This window comes from Vulgatibacter sp., assembly GCF_041687135.1.
Lineage (GTDB): Bacteria > Myxococcota > Myxococcia > Myxococcales > Vulgatibacteraceae > JAWLCN01.
Window position 1 is genome coordinate 23,078 of record NZ_JAWLCN010000018.1, and the last position, 15,730, is coordinate 38,807.

13 protein-coding genes are annotated in these 15,730 nt (G+C 72.0%); 9 read left to right on the plus strand and 4 right to left on the minus strand.

Annotation, left to right across the window (positions count from 1 at the left end; genetic code table 11):
• Positions 1 to 86: 86 nt before the first annotated feature.
• The 6 genes from ACESMR_RS23585 (at position 87) to ACESMR_RS23610 (ending at position 5,311) form a co-directional block, all read left to right on the plus strand.
• Positions 87 to 1,115 (plus strand): hypothetical protein, encoded by a 1,029-nt coding sequence (locus ACESMR_RS23585; RefSeq protein ID WP_373049588.1) that lies wholly within the window; start codon positions 87 to 89, stop codon positions 1,113 to 1,115.
• A gap of 144 nt (positions 1,116 to 1,259) precedes the next feature.
• Complete coding sequence (nadC, locus tag ACESMR_RS23590) at positions 1,260 to 2,096, plus strand: carboxylating nicotinate-nucleotide diphosphorylase (protein WP_373049589.1); 837 nt, start codon at positions 1,260 to 1,262, stop codon at positions 2,094 to 2,096.
• A 4-nt stretch (positions 2,097 to 2,100) separates the two neighbouring features.
• Complete coding sequence (locus tag ACESMR_RS23595; RefSeq protein ID WP_373049590.1) at positions 2,101 to 2,895, plus strand: biotin--[acetyl-CoA-carboxylase] ligase; 795 nt, start codon at positions 2,101 to 2,103, stop codon at positions 2,893 to 2,895.
• Between the two features lie 10 nt (positions 2,896 to 2,905).
• The gene (locus ACESMR_RS23600; protein WP_373049591.1) at positions 2,906 to 3,670 is read left to right on the plus strand and encodes a type III pantothenate kinase; all 765 of its coding nucleotides are present in this window, start codon (positions 2,906 to 2,908) and stop codon (positions 3,668 to 3,670) included.
• A 76-nt stretch (positions 3,671 to 3,746) separates the two neighbouring features.
• Positions 3,747 to 4,232: a hypothetical protein gene (locus ACESMR_RS23605; RefSeq protein ID WP_373049592.1), complete on the plus strand. Its 486-nt coding sequence runs from the start codon at positions 3,747 to 3,749 to the stop codon at positions 4,230 to 4,232.
• Complete coding sequence (locus tag ACESMR_RS23610) at positions 4,229 to 5,311, plus strand: hypothetical protein (RefSeq protein WP_373049593.1); 1,083 nt, start codon at positions 4,229 to 4,231, stop codon at positions 5,309 to 5,311. The genes ACESMR_RS23605 and ACESMR_RS23610 overlap by 4 nt, the downstream gene beginning before the upstream one ends.
• A 75-nt stretch (positions 5,312 to 5,386) precedes the next feature.
• Here ACESMR_RS23610 and ACESMR_RS23615 read toward each other — a convergent pair whose 3' ends face one another.
• From ACESMR_RS23615 to ald, 4 genes are all read right to left on the minus strand, one after another.
• Positions 5,387 to 7,057: a response regulator gene (locus ACESMR_RS23615; protein WP_373049594.1), complete on the minus strand. Its 1,671-nt coding sequence runs from the start codon at positions 7,055 to 7,057 to the stop codon at positions 5,387 to 5,389.
• A gap of 155 nt (positions 7,058 to 7,212) precedes the next feature.
• Positions 7,213 to 7,992 carry an anti-sigma factor family protein gene (locus tag ACESMR_RS23620; RefSeq protein WP_373049595.1) on the minus strand — a complete coding sequence of 260 codons (780 nt, stop codon included), beginning with the start codon at positions 7,990 to 7,992 and terminating at the stop codon, positions 7,213 to 7,215.
• Between the two features lie 45 nt (positions 7,993 to 8,037).
• A complete protein-coding gene (locus ACESMR_RS23625) occupies positions 8,038 to 8,709 on the minus strand; it encodes a sigma-70 family RNA polymerase sigma factor (protein WP_373049596.1) in 672 nt (223 codons plus the stop codon).
• Between the two features lie 437 nt (positions 8,710 to 9,146).
• On the minus strand, positions 9,147 to 10,280 hold the full coding sequence (gene ald / locus ACESMR_RS23630) for an alanine dehydrogenase (RefSeq protein WP_373049597.1): 1,134 nt from the start codon (positions 10,278 to 10,280) through the stop codon (positions 9,147 to 9,149).
• 159 nt (positions 10,281 to 10,439) lie between these two features.
• Between ald and ACESMR_RS23635 the strand changes: the two genes are divergently transcribed.
• The 3 genes from ACESMR_RS23635 (at position 10,440) to ACESMR_RS23645 (ending at position 15,506) form a co-directional block, all read left to right on the plus strand.
• Entirely contained in the window at positions 10,440 to 11,723 is a 1,284-nt protein-coding gene (locus tag ACESMR_RS23635) for a radical SAM protein (RefSeq protein WP_373049598.1), read from the plus strand.
• Positions 11,724 to 11,796: 73 nt separating this feature from the next.
• Positions 11,797 to 14,421, plus strand: coding sequence for an MASE1 domain-containing protein (locus ACESMR_RS23640; protein WP_373049599.1), 2,625 nt, complete (start codon positions 11,797 to 11,799; stop codon positions 14,419 to 14,421).
• Entirely contained in the window at positions 14,418 to 15,506 is a 1,089-nt protein-coding gene (locus tag ACESMR_RS23645; protein ID WP_373049600.1) for a hypothetical protein, read from the plus strand. The genes ACESMR_RS23640 and ACESMR_RS23645 overlap by 4 nt, the downstream gene beginning before the upstream one ends.
• The last annotated feature ends 224 nt before the right edge of the window (positions 15,507 to 15,730 follow it).

The following is a 15,730-nucleotide window of genomic DNA, read 5'->3' on the forward strand; positions in this document are numbered from 1 at the left end:
AGCGCTTCGGCCGCCGGTGGTCCGGCGGTGGCAGATCGAACCGGTGGCTGGCAACGCCGCCGCAGCAGGCGAGAGGAACGGAACCCATGTCGATGAGCACGTACGAGAGGCCGGAGAGCGGGATGGTGCAGGATCCGGACACGGAGTCGGTCGGTTCGCCCGGTGCGGACCGGGAGGCTGGTGGCAGCGACGCCAGCCGCAGCAGCGGCGGCACGACGCGGCGTCGCGGGGCACGGGCGGCGAAGGGAGAGGTCGCCAGGCGTCGAACGGCAGGGAGCCGCACCGCTGCCGCTCGTCGCAGCGGTACGGAGAAGGCCCCGACCCGGCGGGCGGCAGGAGCTGCGAAGCCGGCCTCGACGGCGAAGCGGGCTGCGGCAGGGACGAAGCGCGCTGCGGGGACGGCGAAGCGGGCGGCGGCGGGCACGACGAAGCGGGCGGCGGCGGGCACGACGAAGCGGGCTGCGGCGGGCACGACGAAGCGGGCTGCGGCGGGCACGACGAAGCGGGCTGCGGCGGGCACGACGAAGCGGGCAGCGGCAGGCACGACGAAGCGGGCTGCCGCAGGCACGACGAAGCGGGCTGCCGCAGGCACGACGAAGCGGGCTGCCGCAGGCACGGCGAAGCGGGCTGCCGCAGGCACGGCGAAGCGGGCAGCGGCCGGCACGACGAAGCGGGCAGCAGCGGCGAGCACCACGCGCGCTGCGACCGGCGCAAAGCGCACCGCAGCCGGCGGCACGACCCGCACCACGCGGCGCGTCGGCGCCACCGCGGAGACCGGGCGTCCGGGCACGCGGCGGGCCGGCACCGTCGCCCGCGCGCCTGCAGGCGCTGCAGCGGGGGGCAGGGCAGGGGCCCGGCGTGCCGCCGCCACAATCGCGCGCACCGGTCGCGCCACCGCCACCAGCAGGTCGGCAGCGAGGGCGGAGCTCAAGGGCCGTGGTCTCTCCCGTGGGGCGGGCACCGAGACCGTCCGCGGCTCCGGCAAGAGCGGCGTCGCCGAGGGCAAGGGCAGCAGGGGCACCGCCGCGAAGGGCCACGGTGGTGGCGGCGGCCGCAGCGCGCCGACGGGCCGCGGCGCGAAGGGTGGCGGCCGCGGCGGAAGCAGGCGCGGGTGACGACGCAGCAGGGCCGGACCGCGCCCCTGGAATAGCGGTCCGGCCCACCGAAAAAGCAGGCCTTCCACGCTTGCGCGAGGCAGCCCGAGGCTTCAACCTGCGCCCGGGCGGAGCCGCCGTGCTCCACATCGGAAGGATGCCACCGTGGATTTCCTCGACCGGTTGATCGATCTGGCGCTGCTGGAGGACGTGGGTCCCGGTGACCTCACCAGCGAGGCGCTCATTCCCGAAGGCGCCCATGGCCGCGCGGTCTTCCTCTGCAAGGAGCGCATGGTGCTCGCCGGCACGGAAGCTGCCCGGCGCACCTTCCGCGCGGTCGACCCCTCCTGCCAGATCCGCTTCCACGTGGAGGAGGGCCGGGTGATCGAGCCCGGCAGCGTCTTCGGGACGGTCGATGGTCCCGTTCGCGCGCTCCTGGTCGGCGAGCGCACGGCCCTGAATTTCCTCCAGCGGCTCTGCGGCATCGCCACCCTGACCCGGCGCTACGTCGAGGCCCTCGAGGGCGGCAAGCTCCAGCTCCTCGACACCCGGAAGACCATCCCGGGCCACCGCGTCCTCGAGAAGGCGGCGGTCCGCGCAGGCGGCGCCCGCAACCACCGCTTCGCCCTCTACGACGGCGTCCTGATCAAGGACAACCATCTGGCGGCGGTGGGCTCGATCGAGGAGGCGATCCGGCTCGCGCGCCTGCGCGCCCCCTCGCTCACGAAGATCGAGGTGGAGGTCGAGGACGTCGACGGCGCCCGCCGCGCGGCGGAAGCAGGGGCCGACGTGATCCTCCTCGACAACATGGGCGACGAGACGATCGCCGAGGCCGTCCGGGCGGTGGCGGGCAGGGCGCTGGTGGAGATCTCCGGCGGCATCACGTTCGAGCGCCTGCCGCGGCTCGCAGCCACCGGCGCCGATTTCGTGAGCGCGGGCGCGATCACCCACCAGGCCCGGGCGGTGGACATCTCCCTCGACCTCGAAGCGGCTGGAGCCTGAAGCCGTGGAGGATCTCGCCGCGGCCCTCCCGTCCCTGCTCACCACCGAGGCCCTCGGCAGGACGCTCCACGTCCACGAGAGCCTCGGCTCCACCAACGACGAGGCGCTGCGTCTCGCCCGGGAGGGCGCGCCCCACGGGACGGTGGTCATCGCCGAACGGCAGACCGCCGGCCGTGGCCGCCGGGGCAGGAGCTGGGCGAGCCCTGCGGGCAGGAGCCTCTACCTCTCGGTGCTGCTGCGTCCGGCGCTGCCGCCGCAGCGGGCGCCGGAGATCGTGCCGGTGGTGGCAGTTGCCGGGGCGGAGGCGCTCCGGGCTGCTGGGGTCGAGGCCTCGATCAAATGGCCCAACGATCTGGTGGCGGGGGCGCGGAAGATCGCGGGGATCCTCACCGAGCTCTCCGCCAGCATGGAGCGGATCCATTTCGTCGTGGTCGGCATCGGCATCAACGTGAACCTCGTCGAGGACGACCTCCCGGAGGAGCTTCGGCCGATCGCCACCAGCGTCCGCACCGAGCTGGGGCGGGAGGTTTCCCGGGCCGATCTTGCCGCAGACTTCCTCGCGCGTTTCGAGTCGTGGCTCGGGCGCCACGAGCGGGGCGGCTTCGAGCCGGTACGGGAGCGGTACCGCGCGCTCTCCTCCACCCTCGGCACGCGGGTACGGCTCATCGAGGCGGAGAGCGAAATCGAGGGGATCGCCGAGGACATCGACGAGGCGGGGGCGCTCCTCCTCCGCCGGGACGACGGCGTCCTCGAGCAGGCCCGCACCGGAGACGTGACATCGCTCCGTCCGGCGCGGTAAGCAGGCAGCCATGCTGCTCGCGGTCGACGTCGGCAACACGAACACGGTCATCGGCGCCTACGAAGGCAGGCGCCTGGTCGAGCACTTCCGGCTCGAAACCCATCCCCACCGGACCTCGGACGAGTGGGGCCTCCTCTGCCACCAGGCGCTGCGCCACCACGGGGTGGATCCGGCGCGGATCGAGGCGGTGGCGGTCTCTTCGGTGGTGCCGCCGATGCAGCACGCGCTCGAACGGATGAGCGCCCGCTACTTCGGCTGCAAGCCGCTCTTCATCGGCCCCGGGGTGAAGACGGGGATGCCCATCCTCTACGACAACCCGCGGGAGGTGGGCGCCGACAGGATCGTCAACGCCGTCGCCGCCTACGAGCGCTGGCCCGGCGCGCTCATCGTCGTCGACTTCGGCACCGCCACCACCTTCGACGTGGTGACCGCCAAGGGCGAGTACCTGGGCGGCGCGATCACCCCGGGGATCTCGATCTCGGTGGAGGCCTTGAGCCGCAACGCCTCCAAGCTGCCGCGGGTCGATCTCGACCGACCCGACCGGGCGATCGGGCGCAACACCGTCTCCTCGATGCAGTCGGGGATCGTCTTCGGCTACGGCGCCCTGGTGGACGGGCTCTGCGCCAGGCTCGCCCGGGAGCTCGGGGGCCCCAGGCCCACGGTGGTCGCGACCGGCGGCCTGGCGCCGCTCCTCGCCGGGGTCTCCGACGCCATCGACGAGGTGGACGAATTCCTCACCCTCGACGGCCTGCGGATCATCTTCGACCGCAACTGACCCCCAGCCCACCCGAGGAGGTGGCTGCTCGCTCGGCCATTGAACGCGGGGTGTTGGTCACGGCACAATGCGCCGGATGCGACACTCCGCCCACAACGGGGCCCCGGCCCCGACCGTCGAGGAGCAGCTCGCCGCAGGCGACGCCGCCTGGGATCGGGGCGATCGCGCCACGGCCCACGAGGCGTGGCGCGCGGCACAGCAGCTCGACGGCAACGACCCGCGGGTCCTCTCGCGCCTCGGCCTCAGCCTCACCCTGGTCGCCAGGGACGAGTACAAGGGCGTGGCCTTCTGCGAGGAGGCGGTGCGGCGCGGTCTCGTCGATGCCGACGCGCTCTGGCGCCTCGCGGTGGTCTACGAGACGACCTTCCAGAAGGAGCGGGCGGTGCGCGCGGTCCGGCAGGGGCTCGCCATCGACACCCACCACCCCGGCCTGGTCTCGATGATCGAGCGGCTCGGGGTGCGGCGCCCCCCGGTCCTCTCCTTCCTCAAGCGCTCCCATCCGCTCAACAAATACCTCGGAATGTTGCGCCACCGGTTGCTCAGTGCCAAGGAAAGGGCATGAGCGACTCGCCCCGGATCTCGACCGACAAGCTGACCCCGGCGCTGCGCAAGCATGCAGACCCCGCGGCCCCGCTGCCGCTGCGGAGCATGGGCGCGCGGCTTCTCGTGCCCACCTCGCCGCAGGACGCGGTCTGCCTCCTCTACCTGCTCTCCTTCGATCCCGACGAGAGCGTCCGGGAGCAGGCGCTGCAGAGCGCCGCGGGCCTACCGGACAAGATCGCCTCCACGGCGCTGCGGGACGACGGACTGCCGCAGCCGGTCCTCGGCTGGCTCGCAGGGCAGGTCGGCGCCAACGAGACCTTCCTCGAGATGCTGGTGCTCAACCAGGCCACGCCGGACGAGGCCCTGGTCGAGGTGGTGCGGAAGGCGCCGGCGCGGATCGCGGAGCTCGTCGCCCAGAACCAGCTGCGGCTGCTGCGCTGCGAGGAGCTCCTCTGCGCGCTGCTCTCCGAATCGAAAGCGGCGCGCTCGGTGATCGACACCACCGCCGACTTCGCGATCCGGTCGGGGATCTACCGGGACGACGTGCCGGCGCTCGTCGACGCGCACCGCCGCATCCACGGCGACGTGCCCCACAAGCCGCCAGAGCACACCGCCGTCTCGGTCCTCGAGGAGTTCCCCGAAGAGCTCGCCCGCGAGGAGGAGCAGGAGATCGCCGAGGAGCGGCGCCTCACCCTGACCCAGCGCCTCCTCAGCATGACGGTCTCCGAGAAGATCAAGCTCGCCACGCTGGGCAACAAGGAAGCGCGCACCATCCTGCTGCGGGACACCAACAAGCTGGTGGCGGTGGCTGCGGTGCAGAGCCCGCGCATCACCGAGAGCGAGATCGTGGCGCTGACCAACTCGCGCACCGTCCACGAGGACGTGCTCCGGGTGATCTACACCAACCGCGAGTGGCTGAAGCTCTACCTGGTGAAATACAACCTGGTGAAGAACCCCAAGACGCCGCTGCCCACCGCGCTGCGCTTCCTCCCCCATGTCCGGCCCAACGATCTGCGCGACCTGTCGAAGAACAAGAACGTCCCCCACGCGATCCAGACCGGCGCCCGCAACCTGACGCTCAAGCAGCAGAAGCACTGAAGCGCTCTCCTCGGCCGAAACGAACGAAGCCCGGCTGCGAGGCCGGGCTTCTTCGAACAGCGCAGCGTGCTCCGATCAGCCCTCGTCGGCCTGCTCGTCGGCGAGGATCCCCTGCAGCCTGGCGAGGGCGTCCTTCGCGCTGCCGAGCCGCTTGCGCTCCGCCTCGAGGGCCGCCTCGCTGGTGGCCTTCGCCTCGCTGACGGAGGCGAGTTCGCCGCGCGCCTGATCGAGGTCGGCCTGGAGGATCTCGGCCTCGAGCTTCGCGGTCTCGAGCTCTTCCCGGACCGAGTCGAGCTCGCCGCGGGTCTTTCCGAGGGTCTCCTCGCCTGCGGCGATCTGCGCCTGCGCGCCGTCGAGCTCACCACGCAGCGATTCGATCTCGAAGCGGCTCTCCTCGCCGAGGCGCTCGAGCTCCGCAGCGGTCCGCTCCTGCTCCTCGCGGGATGCCTCGAGGTTGCCGCGAACCACCGCCAGCTCGGTCTTCACGGTGGCGAGCTGGATCCGGCTGCCGTCCGCGTCGGCGCGGACCTGCTGGAGCTCGCTGCGCAGCCCGTCACGATCGGCGCGCACGCTCTCGAGCTCGGATTCGAGCCCCTCGCGAGCGGTGGCCGCCTCGTCGAGGGCCGTCTGGAGGGCCTGCCGCGCAGCGGCGATCTCCTCGAGCTCGGCTGCGGTGCGCTCCCACTCCTCGCGGAGCCGCTTCACCTGCGCGGCGCGGTCCTCGCTCTCGGCGCTGGCTGCCTCGAGCTTCTGCTGCGTCTCGGAGAGCTCCTGCTCCGCGGCGCCGAGCCGCTCCTGCAGCGCTGCTGCCTCGCCCCGGCTGCCGGCGAGATCGCTGCCCAGGGCGGCGGCGCGGGCCTCGAGCTCCGTCACCCGGTCCAGCAGGGCAGGGAGCTGCGCGGCGTCGGCGCGGAGCACCGAGAGGGTCGCGTCGAGCTTGCGGTTCTGCGCCGCCGCAGCGTCGGCCTTGTGCTGCATCTCGCGCAGGCGGCGCGTGACGTCGTCGTTCTCCTCGCGGAGCCGGGCGATCCGGCGCTCCCGCTCGGCGAGCTCCCGGGCGTCGGTCTCCAGGCGCGCCTCGAGCTCCGCCACCTGGCCGCGGAGGTCGGCGACGTCGAGGCCCTGTGCCTCGGCGCGCTCGCGGGGAGCAGCGAGGCTCTCCTCGTCGCGGGCGAGGGCAACCACCGTGCGCTCGAGATCGGCAGGCGCGTCTCCCAGATCGGAGAAGAGCTCGTCCAGCGCATCCTCGGCAGGAGCCGCCTGGAGCGGAGCGGCCTCCGCAGGTACGACGTCGTCGGCTTCGACCGACTCGATCTCGTCGTCGCCGATCAGCTCGGCGGCGAGATCGAGATCGGAGCCCGCCGGCGGCGCGTCGATGGGGAGCCAGCTCTCCAGCTCCTGCAGGAGCCTGGGGGCGGCGAAGGGCTTGTGCAGGTACGCATCGGCGCGGGTCTTCAACCGCTTGTGGTGGTCGAAGGTCTCCGCCGTGGCGAGGGCCGAGGTGAGCACGAGCGGAATGTCGCGCAGCGCCTCGTCGCGCTTGAACCGGTTGCACCAGGAGAAGCCGGCGCTGGGCCGATCCCCCAGCTCGAGGGCGAGCACCACGGCCCGGGGCTTCTCCGTCCGCGCCCGCTCGAGGGCCTCCTCGCCATCGGTGAAGACGGTGGCATGGACGCCGCGCGTGGCCAGTGCGTCGCGCAGGCCCGTTGCGAAGTCGTCGTCGCTTTCGATGATCAGCACGTCCATTGCGTGTCCTCGCTGCAGGGGCCGCTGTGAGAGCGGCCTGCGTCCGCAGCTTCGGAGCGAGGCTAGACGTGGGGGGATCGCGTGTCAACGAAGCGGCGCAGCGCTGGTGCGCGCCGCTCTCACCCGATCCGCGGCGCTCCCACCGCGCCGCGCGCTCAGCGTTCCTCGACCTGCGAGACGAGCTGGAGCATGTCGCTCTCGTCGAGATCCGAGACCAGCGAGTAGACGATGCCGCGCTGCTGCCAGAGCGCCACGTTGTAGCCGCGCTCGTTCGCCATCACCACGTCGCGCTCGCCGACCCGCGTGCGCCTGCCGTCGGGCATCTCGATCTCGCCGGGGAAGACGAGGAGCGTCGTCCGCCGCGCCGGATCCTCGCCGCCGTAGACGAGATAGGCCGCCTGCCGATCGCGGACGTTGGCGAGCCGTGCCCCCACCAGCCGCGCCGCCTGGGGCGAGCGGAAGGTCGGCGCGCGGACCCGGAAATCCACCTTGCCGCGGAACCAGCTCTCGACGTCGTCCGGCTTGTCGGCGGTGGGCCGAACCTCGAGCGGAAGCGCCCTGGCGTGTTTGTCGACCGCGTCGAAGAGGACCAGCTCCGGGCTCTCCTCGTCGGCGGGGGCGATCACGTAGCCGAAGCTCGCCACCGCAACGAGCCCTGCGGCGACGGCGGAGTAGAGCGAGAAGCGCCGGACCTGCTCCCGCGCACGCTCGCGGGCCATGTCGGTCCGGATCCGTTCGCGCAGCTGCGAGGGGGCGGCGACCTTCTGCTCACCGGCCTTCTGCTGCAGAAAGGAGCGGAAGGCGAGCAGGGCGGAGACCTCGTCGCTGCAACTGGGGCAGGACGCGAGGTGCTCCTCGACTTCCACGCTCTCCCCCGATGCGAATTCCCCGTCGGCATAGGCAGGAAGCAATCGCTCGAGGTCGCTGCAATCCATCGTTCTCGATCCCCTGGGACGACCGGGCTGCGGTCGGTCCCGATCCTAGCGCGTCGCGGTGCGCTTGCGGCGGTACTCGCCGAGGTCGGTGGGCGCCTTCTCCTTCGGCTCCTTCGGAGCGAAGGCCGCTTCGATCGCCTCGTCGGAGACGAAACCCGAACCGCGCGCGAACTCCTTCAGCTTCTTCTGGAGGAGCTTGCGGCCACGATAGAGGCGGCTCATCACCGTGCCCACCGGGCAACCGACGATCTCGGCGATCTCGTTGTACGAGAAGTCCTGGAGGTCGGCGAGGATGACCACGAGCCGGAAGTCGATGGGCAGCTCGTCGATGGAGCGGAGCACGTCGTCGCTCAGCAGCCGATCGAAGAAGTACTGCTCCGGGTTGGCGGCGTATTCGGTGGCACGGCGGCTGATGAAGCGCTCGTGCACCGTCTCCTTCTCTGCTCCCTCGACCACCGTGCGCTCCTTCACCTTCCGGCGGTACCGGTTGATGAAGGTGTTGGTGAGGATCTTGAAGAGCCAGGCCTTGATGTTGGTGCCGCGCTCGAATTTGTCGAAGAAGCGGTAGGCACGCAGGAAGGTATCCTGGACCAGATCCTCGGCGTCGCGCTCGTTCTTGGTGAGCCGCAGCGCCGCGGAGTAGAGCGGGTCGAGATGCTCGAGGGTGAGCTCCTCGAACTCCCGGCGGGTGGCGTTGGTGTGGCGAAAATCGAACACCGATGCTTCTCCCCTCGCCCCGACTGGACGGACGAAATTCACGAAAATCCAATGTCCCTTTCAGAACAATTGCCCTTCGTCCGCAACATAACCACTTCGCGAGACCCAACAAGAAGTCCGCTGCCCATATTCCGAGGGCTCGCCAAGTCGGGGAGCGACCGTTTCGATCGGTCTCGGGGCGATTCGCCGCTCCCACGTACCTTCAGATGCAGCGGCCGGGCCAATGGTTCCGCAAGGTGCAAAAAACCGTTTCCGGGCGGGCCTGGGGCCGATCCGGTGCGAGCGGGCGCCCGCCACCCGGCCTGCCGCGGTGCGCCAAAGTGGCAAAACGGCCACGCGACCCCTGACACGCTGTCCGAGCCCCCGTCGCAGGAACGACGAAGCCGGCCACGCGACGGGTCGCGGGCCGGCTTGCGGGGCGAAGCCTGTTCGGCAGCTTACGCCTTGATCCTGCCGACCAGCGCGTCGGCCAGCGGGGTGTAGGGCAGGCGGAGGGCCTCGGCCACCGCCTCGTAGGTCACGCCGCCGCCCAGGGTGTTCACGCCGAGGGCGAGGGCGCGATCCGACTGGATCGCCTCCACCGCGCCGAGGTCGGCCAGCTTGACCGCGTAGGGGGTGGTGACGTTGGTGAGGGCGAAGGTCGAGGTCTGCGACACCGCGCCGGGCATGTTCGCGACGCAGTAGTGGACCACGCCGTGCTTGATGAAGGTCGGGTTGTCGTGGGTGGTGGGGACGCAGGTCTCGATGCAGCCGCCCTGGTCCACCGCCACGTCGACGACCACGGAGCCGTCGCCCATCTCCTTGAGCATCGCCTCGGTGACGAGCTTGGGAGCTGCGGCGCCGGGGATGAGCACGGCGCCGACGACGAGATCCGACTCGCGCACCGCGTTGGCGATGTTCACCTGGTTGGAGAACATGGTGGAGATGCGGCCGCCGAAGATGTCGTCGAGGTAGCCGAGACGGTCGATGTTGGTGTCGAGGATGGTCACGTCGGCGCCGAGGCCGATCGCCATCTTCGCCGCGTGGGTGCCGACCACGCCGCCGCCGATGATCGCGACCTTGCCGCGGCGCACGCCGGGGACGCCGCCGAGGAGGATGCCCTTGCCACCCTTCTCGCGCTCGAGGCACATCGCGCCGACCTGCACGGCCATGCGGCCGGCTACCTCGGACATCGGCCGGAGCAGCGGCAGCGAGCCGTTCGCCAGCTGGATGGTCTCGTAGGCGATGCCGGTGGCCTTCTTCCGGACCAGGACGTTGGTGAGCTCGGGGTCCACGCCGGCGAGGTGCAGGTAGGTGTAGATCAGCTGGCCGTTCTGGATGCGGGGGTACTCCTCCGCGATCGGCTCCTTGACCTTCACGATCATCTCCGCCTCGCGCCAGACCTGATCGGCGGTGTCGATCATGGTCGCGCCAGCGGCGATGTAATCCTCGTCGGGGATGTACGAGCCCAGGCCCGCGCCCTTCTGGACCAGGACCTTGTGGCCGCGCGAGGTGAGCGCACGCACGCCTGCCGGCACCATGCCCACGCGGTACTCGCGAACCTTCACTTCCTTGGGAACACCAACGATCACGACGACCTCCGAGGTCAGAACTCGCGGCGCGTATAGCAGCGCGCCGAGGCGGTCGCAAGCCGCGGCGCGTTGGTTTTGGACGCGCAGGATGGCATCGCGGGCCGCGGTCTGTTAGCCATGCGCGCCCGCAGCGAAAAGCGCGCCGATAGGAAGAACCAGATGACCGCGCCCCGTCTTCTCTTTGCCGACCCCGAGGGGAACCTCTACGACCACCCCGAGCTCCTCGCCGCCGCCCGCCACGGCGAGGCGGTGGGCGAGCCCGACGAGACGCCGATCCCGCTTCCCGCGTTCGGACGGCTCGCCTCGCTGCCCGGCCGCCTCCCCATCGGCGTCGATCCGGAGACCGGCGAGCTGGTGGTCGTCGACGAGATCACCGTGGGCGAGCGCACCTTCCAGCCGGTGGCGGTGGGGGCGATGTTGCAGCCGGGCTACACCCGCACGCTGCTGCCTGCGGACGAGCCCCTGGGCGACGCGCCGGTGCTGCCGCAGTGGGCCTATACCGCTGCGGGCTGGGGCGAGGAGGGGCCGGTGGTCTGGGCGCTCCACACCGATCAGCGCACCCACTGGAACCCGACCGACTTCTCCACCCGCGAGCTCGGCGGCATCGTGCAGGCGCGTCTCCTCGGCGAGGGGAGCAACCGCATCCTCAAGCAGCTCAAGACCTGCGCCCTGCAGTACAACTGCTTCACCTCGCAGAACACCTTCTATTGCAGGGACGAGGCGGCGATCCCGGCGTCGGTGATGTGCAACGCCCGCTGCGTCGGCTGCATCTCCGACCAGCCCGAGGACGGCCCCCCCGCGTCCCACGAGCGCATGGACGACGCGCCGCTCGCGGAGGAGATGGCCCGGGTCGGCATCCACCACCTGAAGAACGCCACCGGCAGGGTGATGGTCTCCTTCGGCCAGGGCTGCGAGGGCGAGCCGCTCACCCGCTGGAAGGTGATCGAGAAGGCGATCCGCGCCATGCGCGCGGAGACGAGCCGCGGCTCGATCAACATCAACACCAACGGCTCGCTCACCGAGGGGCTCGACGCGCTCTTCCGCGCGGGCCTCGACGCGGTGCGCGTCTCCTTGAACTCCGCCTGGGCGCCGCTCTACCGCGCCTACTACCGGCCGATTGGCTACGACTTCTCCGACGTCGAGGCCTCGATCGCGGCGGCCCGCCGGCACGGTGGCTACGTGGCGCTCAACCTGCTCCTCTTCCCCGGCGTCACCGACCGGGCGGGCGAGGTGGAGGCACTCTGCGAGCTGGTGGCGAAGCACCGGGTCGACCAGGTGCAGACGCGCTCGCTCTGCATCGATCCCCAGCAATACCTCGCCGTGGCTGGCGAGGTGGCGGCGCCCGGCGAGCCGATCGGCGTTCCTGCCCTCCTCGAGCGGCTCCAGGCGGCGCGCCCCGGCCTGGTGATCGGCAACTTCGCCCGCGGGCTCGACGAGCGGTAGGCCGCCTGCCGCCGGCAGCGGCGGCTGTGGGTGGATAGCTTCCCCGGGCGGCGGACGTCGCGCGGGGGAATGGGTGAGCAGGCCTTCCGCAGGCCAGGCGCACGGCGGCAGGGACGGAATAGGGCGGCGGATCGTGGGGACGCTGCTCCTGGCGCTCGCCTATGCCTTCGCGGCGCTCCTCGGCGGGACGCTCGAGGTGGCCCCGGTCAACGTCAGCCCCGTCTGGCCTGCTGCGGGTGTCGCCCTCGCCGGCCTGCTCCTCTACGGGCGCTCCCTGTGGCCGGGCGTCTTCCTCGGTTCGTTCTCGGTCCTCGCCGTCGTCCTGGTTGCATCGACGGAGAGCCTCCCGAGGGGGCTGCTCACCGCAGCGGGCGTCGCCGCCGGTGCGTCGGCAAGCGCGGTCTTCGCCACCTTCCTCGTCCAACGCTTCGCCCTCGAGCGGGTCCCGCCCCATTCCCTGCGCGGGCTCGCGGCGCTGGTCGGCCTCGGCGCGCTGATCGGCCCGCTGCCCAACACGCTGATCGGGACGGCGATGGTCGGGCTCGCGGGTTACGTCGAGCCGCACCATCTCGCCGGGGCTGCAGCCTCCTGGTGGCTCGGTGACGTGGTGGGGATCCTCGTCGCCGCGCCGCCGCTCCTCCTCCTCGGAGAGCGCCATCCGATCGGCCCGTCGCGCAGCGTGGCCGAGGCGTTGCTGCTGCTCTTCCTCTTCCTCGTGGTGGGGGCCGTCGCCTTCGGGCCGTGGGTCCCCGCCACCCGCCAGTACCAGCTCGCCTACCTGGCGCTGCCGCTGCTGGTCTGGGCAGCGCTCCGCTTCGGTCTGGCGGGCGCCGCCGCCGGGAATCTCCTCGTCGCCTCCATGGCGATCACCTGGACCGCCGCACGGCAGGGACCCTTCGCCGGCCTCGACGTGGGCGAGTCGCTGCGCCTTCTCCAGATCTTCGTGGTGGTGGTCTCGGTGACCTTCCTCGCCCTCGCGGTGGTGATGGAGGAGCGGGCTGCAGCGCACCGCGCCCTCTCCGCCGCCCGCCGAGAGCTGCGCAACCAGGTGGAGGAGCAGACCCGGGCCCTCCGCCACTCCCTCGCGCTCTTGCGCGCCACCCTGGACGCAACCGCCGACGGCATCCTCGTCGTCGACGGGCAGGGGCGGATCGTCAGCTTCAACCGGCGCTTCCTCGAGCTGTGGCGGCTGCCCCGCTCGCTGCTCGAGGCCGGCGACGATCGGGCCGCCATCGGCGCGGTCCTCTCGCAGCTGGAGGACCCCGACGGCTTTCGCGCCCGGGTCGAGGAACTCTACGGGCACCCCACTGCCGAGGCCCACGACCTGGTGCAGCTCCGCGACGGCAGGATCTTCGACCGCTTCTCCCGGCCCCAATGGCTCGATGGCCAGCCGGTGGGCCGGGTCTGGAGCTTTCGTGACGTCACCGCGCGCCGCCTCGCGGAGCGGGAGCGCGACAGGCTGCTCGTGCAGGAGCAGCAGGCGCGCCGCGAGGCGGAGCAGGCCCACGCCCGCACGATCTTCCTCTCCGAGGCGAGCCGGGCGCTGGCCACCTCGATGTCCTTCGCGGCGACCGCCCGCCGCGTGGTCGGGCTCGCGCTCGCCGGCGGCGGGCGTTTCGCCACGCTCTATCTCGTCGATGCGAGCGGGCGACCGGCGCCGGTCGCTGCTGCCCATTTCGACGGGGCAGCGATCGGGTGGCTGCTCGAGGAGGACGGGGGCGCGCCGCCGGTGCCCAACCTCGACGGCAGGGTGCGGAGCACCCTCGAGGCCGGTCGGTCGCAACAGTGGCGTGGCGACGGGGAGCTGGGGCCGGTGCTCTGCGTCCCCCTGGCCAGCCGGGGTCGGTTCATCGGCGTGCTGGCGGTGGGCAGGCGTGCCGGGGCGGGCCCCTTCCGCCGGGAGGATGCCGCGGTGCTCGAGGAGCTCGGGCAGCGCTCCGCCCTCTCGCTGGAGAACGCCGCGCTGCTGCGGGAGGCACAGGAGGCGGTGCGCGTCCGCGACGACTTCCTCTCCATCGCCTCGCACGAGCTCAAGACGCCGCTCACCACGCTCAAGCTCCAGCTCCAGAAGATGGAGCGGATCCTGCGGCGCGATCCCACCGACACGCGGATCGTCGGGCTGCTCCAGTCGGTGGTGCGGCAGAGCGGCAGGCTCCACGCGCTGATCGACGAGCTCCTCGACCTCTCGCGGATCACCACCCACCGGATCGCGCTGGTGAGCGAGCACCTCGACTTCGGCGAGCTGGTCGCTGAGAGCGTCGAGCGCTCGCGGGAGCCTGCTGCCCGCGCCGGCTCGTCGCTCCTGCTCACGACCGAGGGGGAGCTCCACGGGAGCTGGGACCGCGTGCGTCTCGAGCAGGTGGTGGGGAACCTCGTCTCCAACGCGGTGAAATACGGCGCCGGCAGGCCGATCGAGGTGCGGGTCCGGGACCAGGGGGATCTCGTCCGGCTCGAGGTGGAGGATCACGGCATCGGGATCTCGCCCGAGGACCAGGCGCGGATCTTCGAGCGCTTCGAGCGGGCCGTCGCCTCCCGCCACTACGGTGGCTTCGGCCTCGGGCTTTGGATCGTGCGGCAGGTGGTCGAGGCGATGGGCGGGCGGATCTGGGTGGAGAGCGTCGCCGGGCGGGGCTCGACCTTCACGGTGGAGCTGCCCCGCGGGCAGCCGCAGGCGGCGATGGGCGAGCATCCGCCTTGAGCTTGCGCCCCGTGGCGGCGGCGGGTGATGGTGCCGCGGTGCTGCGCCATCTCCTCGTGCTTCTCCTCCTCCTCGCAGTTGCCTGCGCCTCGCCGGAACGGCGCCGTTCCTGGGACGACATCGATCTCGGGCCGCGGGCGAGCCGCGCCGCGGTGGACGGGCCACGCGAGCTTCCGCCGCTGGATCCCGCCGACGCCGACGCCGTGCTGCCGGTGAGCGAGAGGCCGCCGCGGCCGGACGCCTACGGCGCCCCTGCAGGCGGCAGGCTCCTCGCGAATTTCGAGGGGCCGGTCGATGCGTTGCCGGCGCGGGACCTCGCGCTGCCGGAGCCGCTCTGGGTACCGGCGCTGCCGCCGTCGTTGGCAGGCGCGGTCGAGAGCGGGGCGCTGGTCCCGGAACTGGCGGTGGACGGCTTCGCCGAGGCGGACCTCGACGGCGATGGCCTCGACGAGCTGGTGGTCCTCGCCAGGCCCCGTGCCCTCTTCGAGCGGGAGGGGCCCGAGCGCTTCGCCCTGCTGCTGGCGCTGGAGCGCGTTCCCGGTGGCCACCGGCTGCAGGGCTGGGCCCGCTTCTCGCCGCGTCGCCACGCGGCGCCCGGCGGTCCCGCCCGCTGGTGCCATGCCTCCTTCCGGCTCGCCGGCTTCCTGCGCCGGGGAGAGCGGGCGGTGCCGGTGGTCTGGGAGGAGCAGGGCGTCGCGTGCGCGCAGCTCGTGGGCGGCGGCTTCGATCGGCTGCTCCACGTCGCTCCCCTGGACGGCGGCGGCCGATCGATCGTGGTGGCAGGTGCGCGGCTTCGCCCCGAAGGCGCCGCCGACCTCTACGACGGCGCGGCCTGGGCAGCGGACGTGGACGGCGACGGCGCCGAGGAGCTGGTGGTGCGGGGCGTCGCCTCGGAGGCGCGGCAGTGCAGGGGGGGCGGCGAGGCCACCTGGACCGAGGAGCTGGCGGCGCGGGTGGTCGACCCTGCGGGCATCCGGGCGGTGCGCGAGGGCAGGGCGCTCGACCTCCCCGACGGCGTGCTGCCGGCGGCGCTCCTCCGCCGCCATCCCGCCGCCTGCGGCACGGCGGTGGGGCCCCCACGCTGACCTTGCGGCTGGGGGGCCGACCCTCTAAAGCGTGTTGACAGTTTGCGCTGCCAACACCGCCCTTCTCGGGCGCCGGGCCGAGGCCCTCTCTGCTTCAATGAGGACAGTTCCACGCGTGAGACCAGCCCACGCGCCAGCGCTCTCCTCTCTGCAGACGTTTAGCGTCTCCGCCTGCTTGGCGGCGACGGGAGGCCACGAAAGCCCCGGGTACTGCCCGAGGTTCG

Coding starts and splice junctions, on each gene's coding strand:
- ACESMR_RS23620 (WP_373049595.1), bottom strand. CDS start 7,992: ATGGATTGCAGCGACCTCGAGCGATTGCTTCCTGCCTATGCCGACGGG.
- ACESMR_RS23605 (WP_373049592.1), top strand. CDS start 3,747: ATGCGACACTCCGCCCACAACGGGGCCCCGGCCCCGACCGTCGAGGAG.
- ACESMR_RS23635 (WP_373049598.1), top strand. CDS start 10,440: ATGACCGCGCCCCGTCTTCTCTTTGCCGACCCCGAGGGGAACCTCTAC.
- ACESMR_RS23610 (WP_373049593.1), top strand. CDS start 4,229: ATGAGCGACTCGCCCCGGATCTCGACCGACAAGCTGACCCCGGCGCTG.
- ACESMR_RS23615 (WP_373049594.1), bottom strand. CDS start 7,057: ATGGACGTGCTGATCATCGAAAGCGACGACGACTTCGCAACGGGCCTG.
- ACESMR_RS23585 (WP_373049588.1), top strand. CDS start 87: ATGTCGATGAGCACGTACGAGAGGCCGGAGAGCGGGATGGTGCAGGAT.
- ACESMR_RS23600 (WP_373049591.1), top strand. CDS start 2,906: ATGCTGCTCGCGGTCGACGTCGGCAACACGAACACGGTCATCGGCGCC.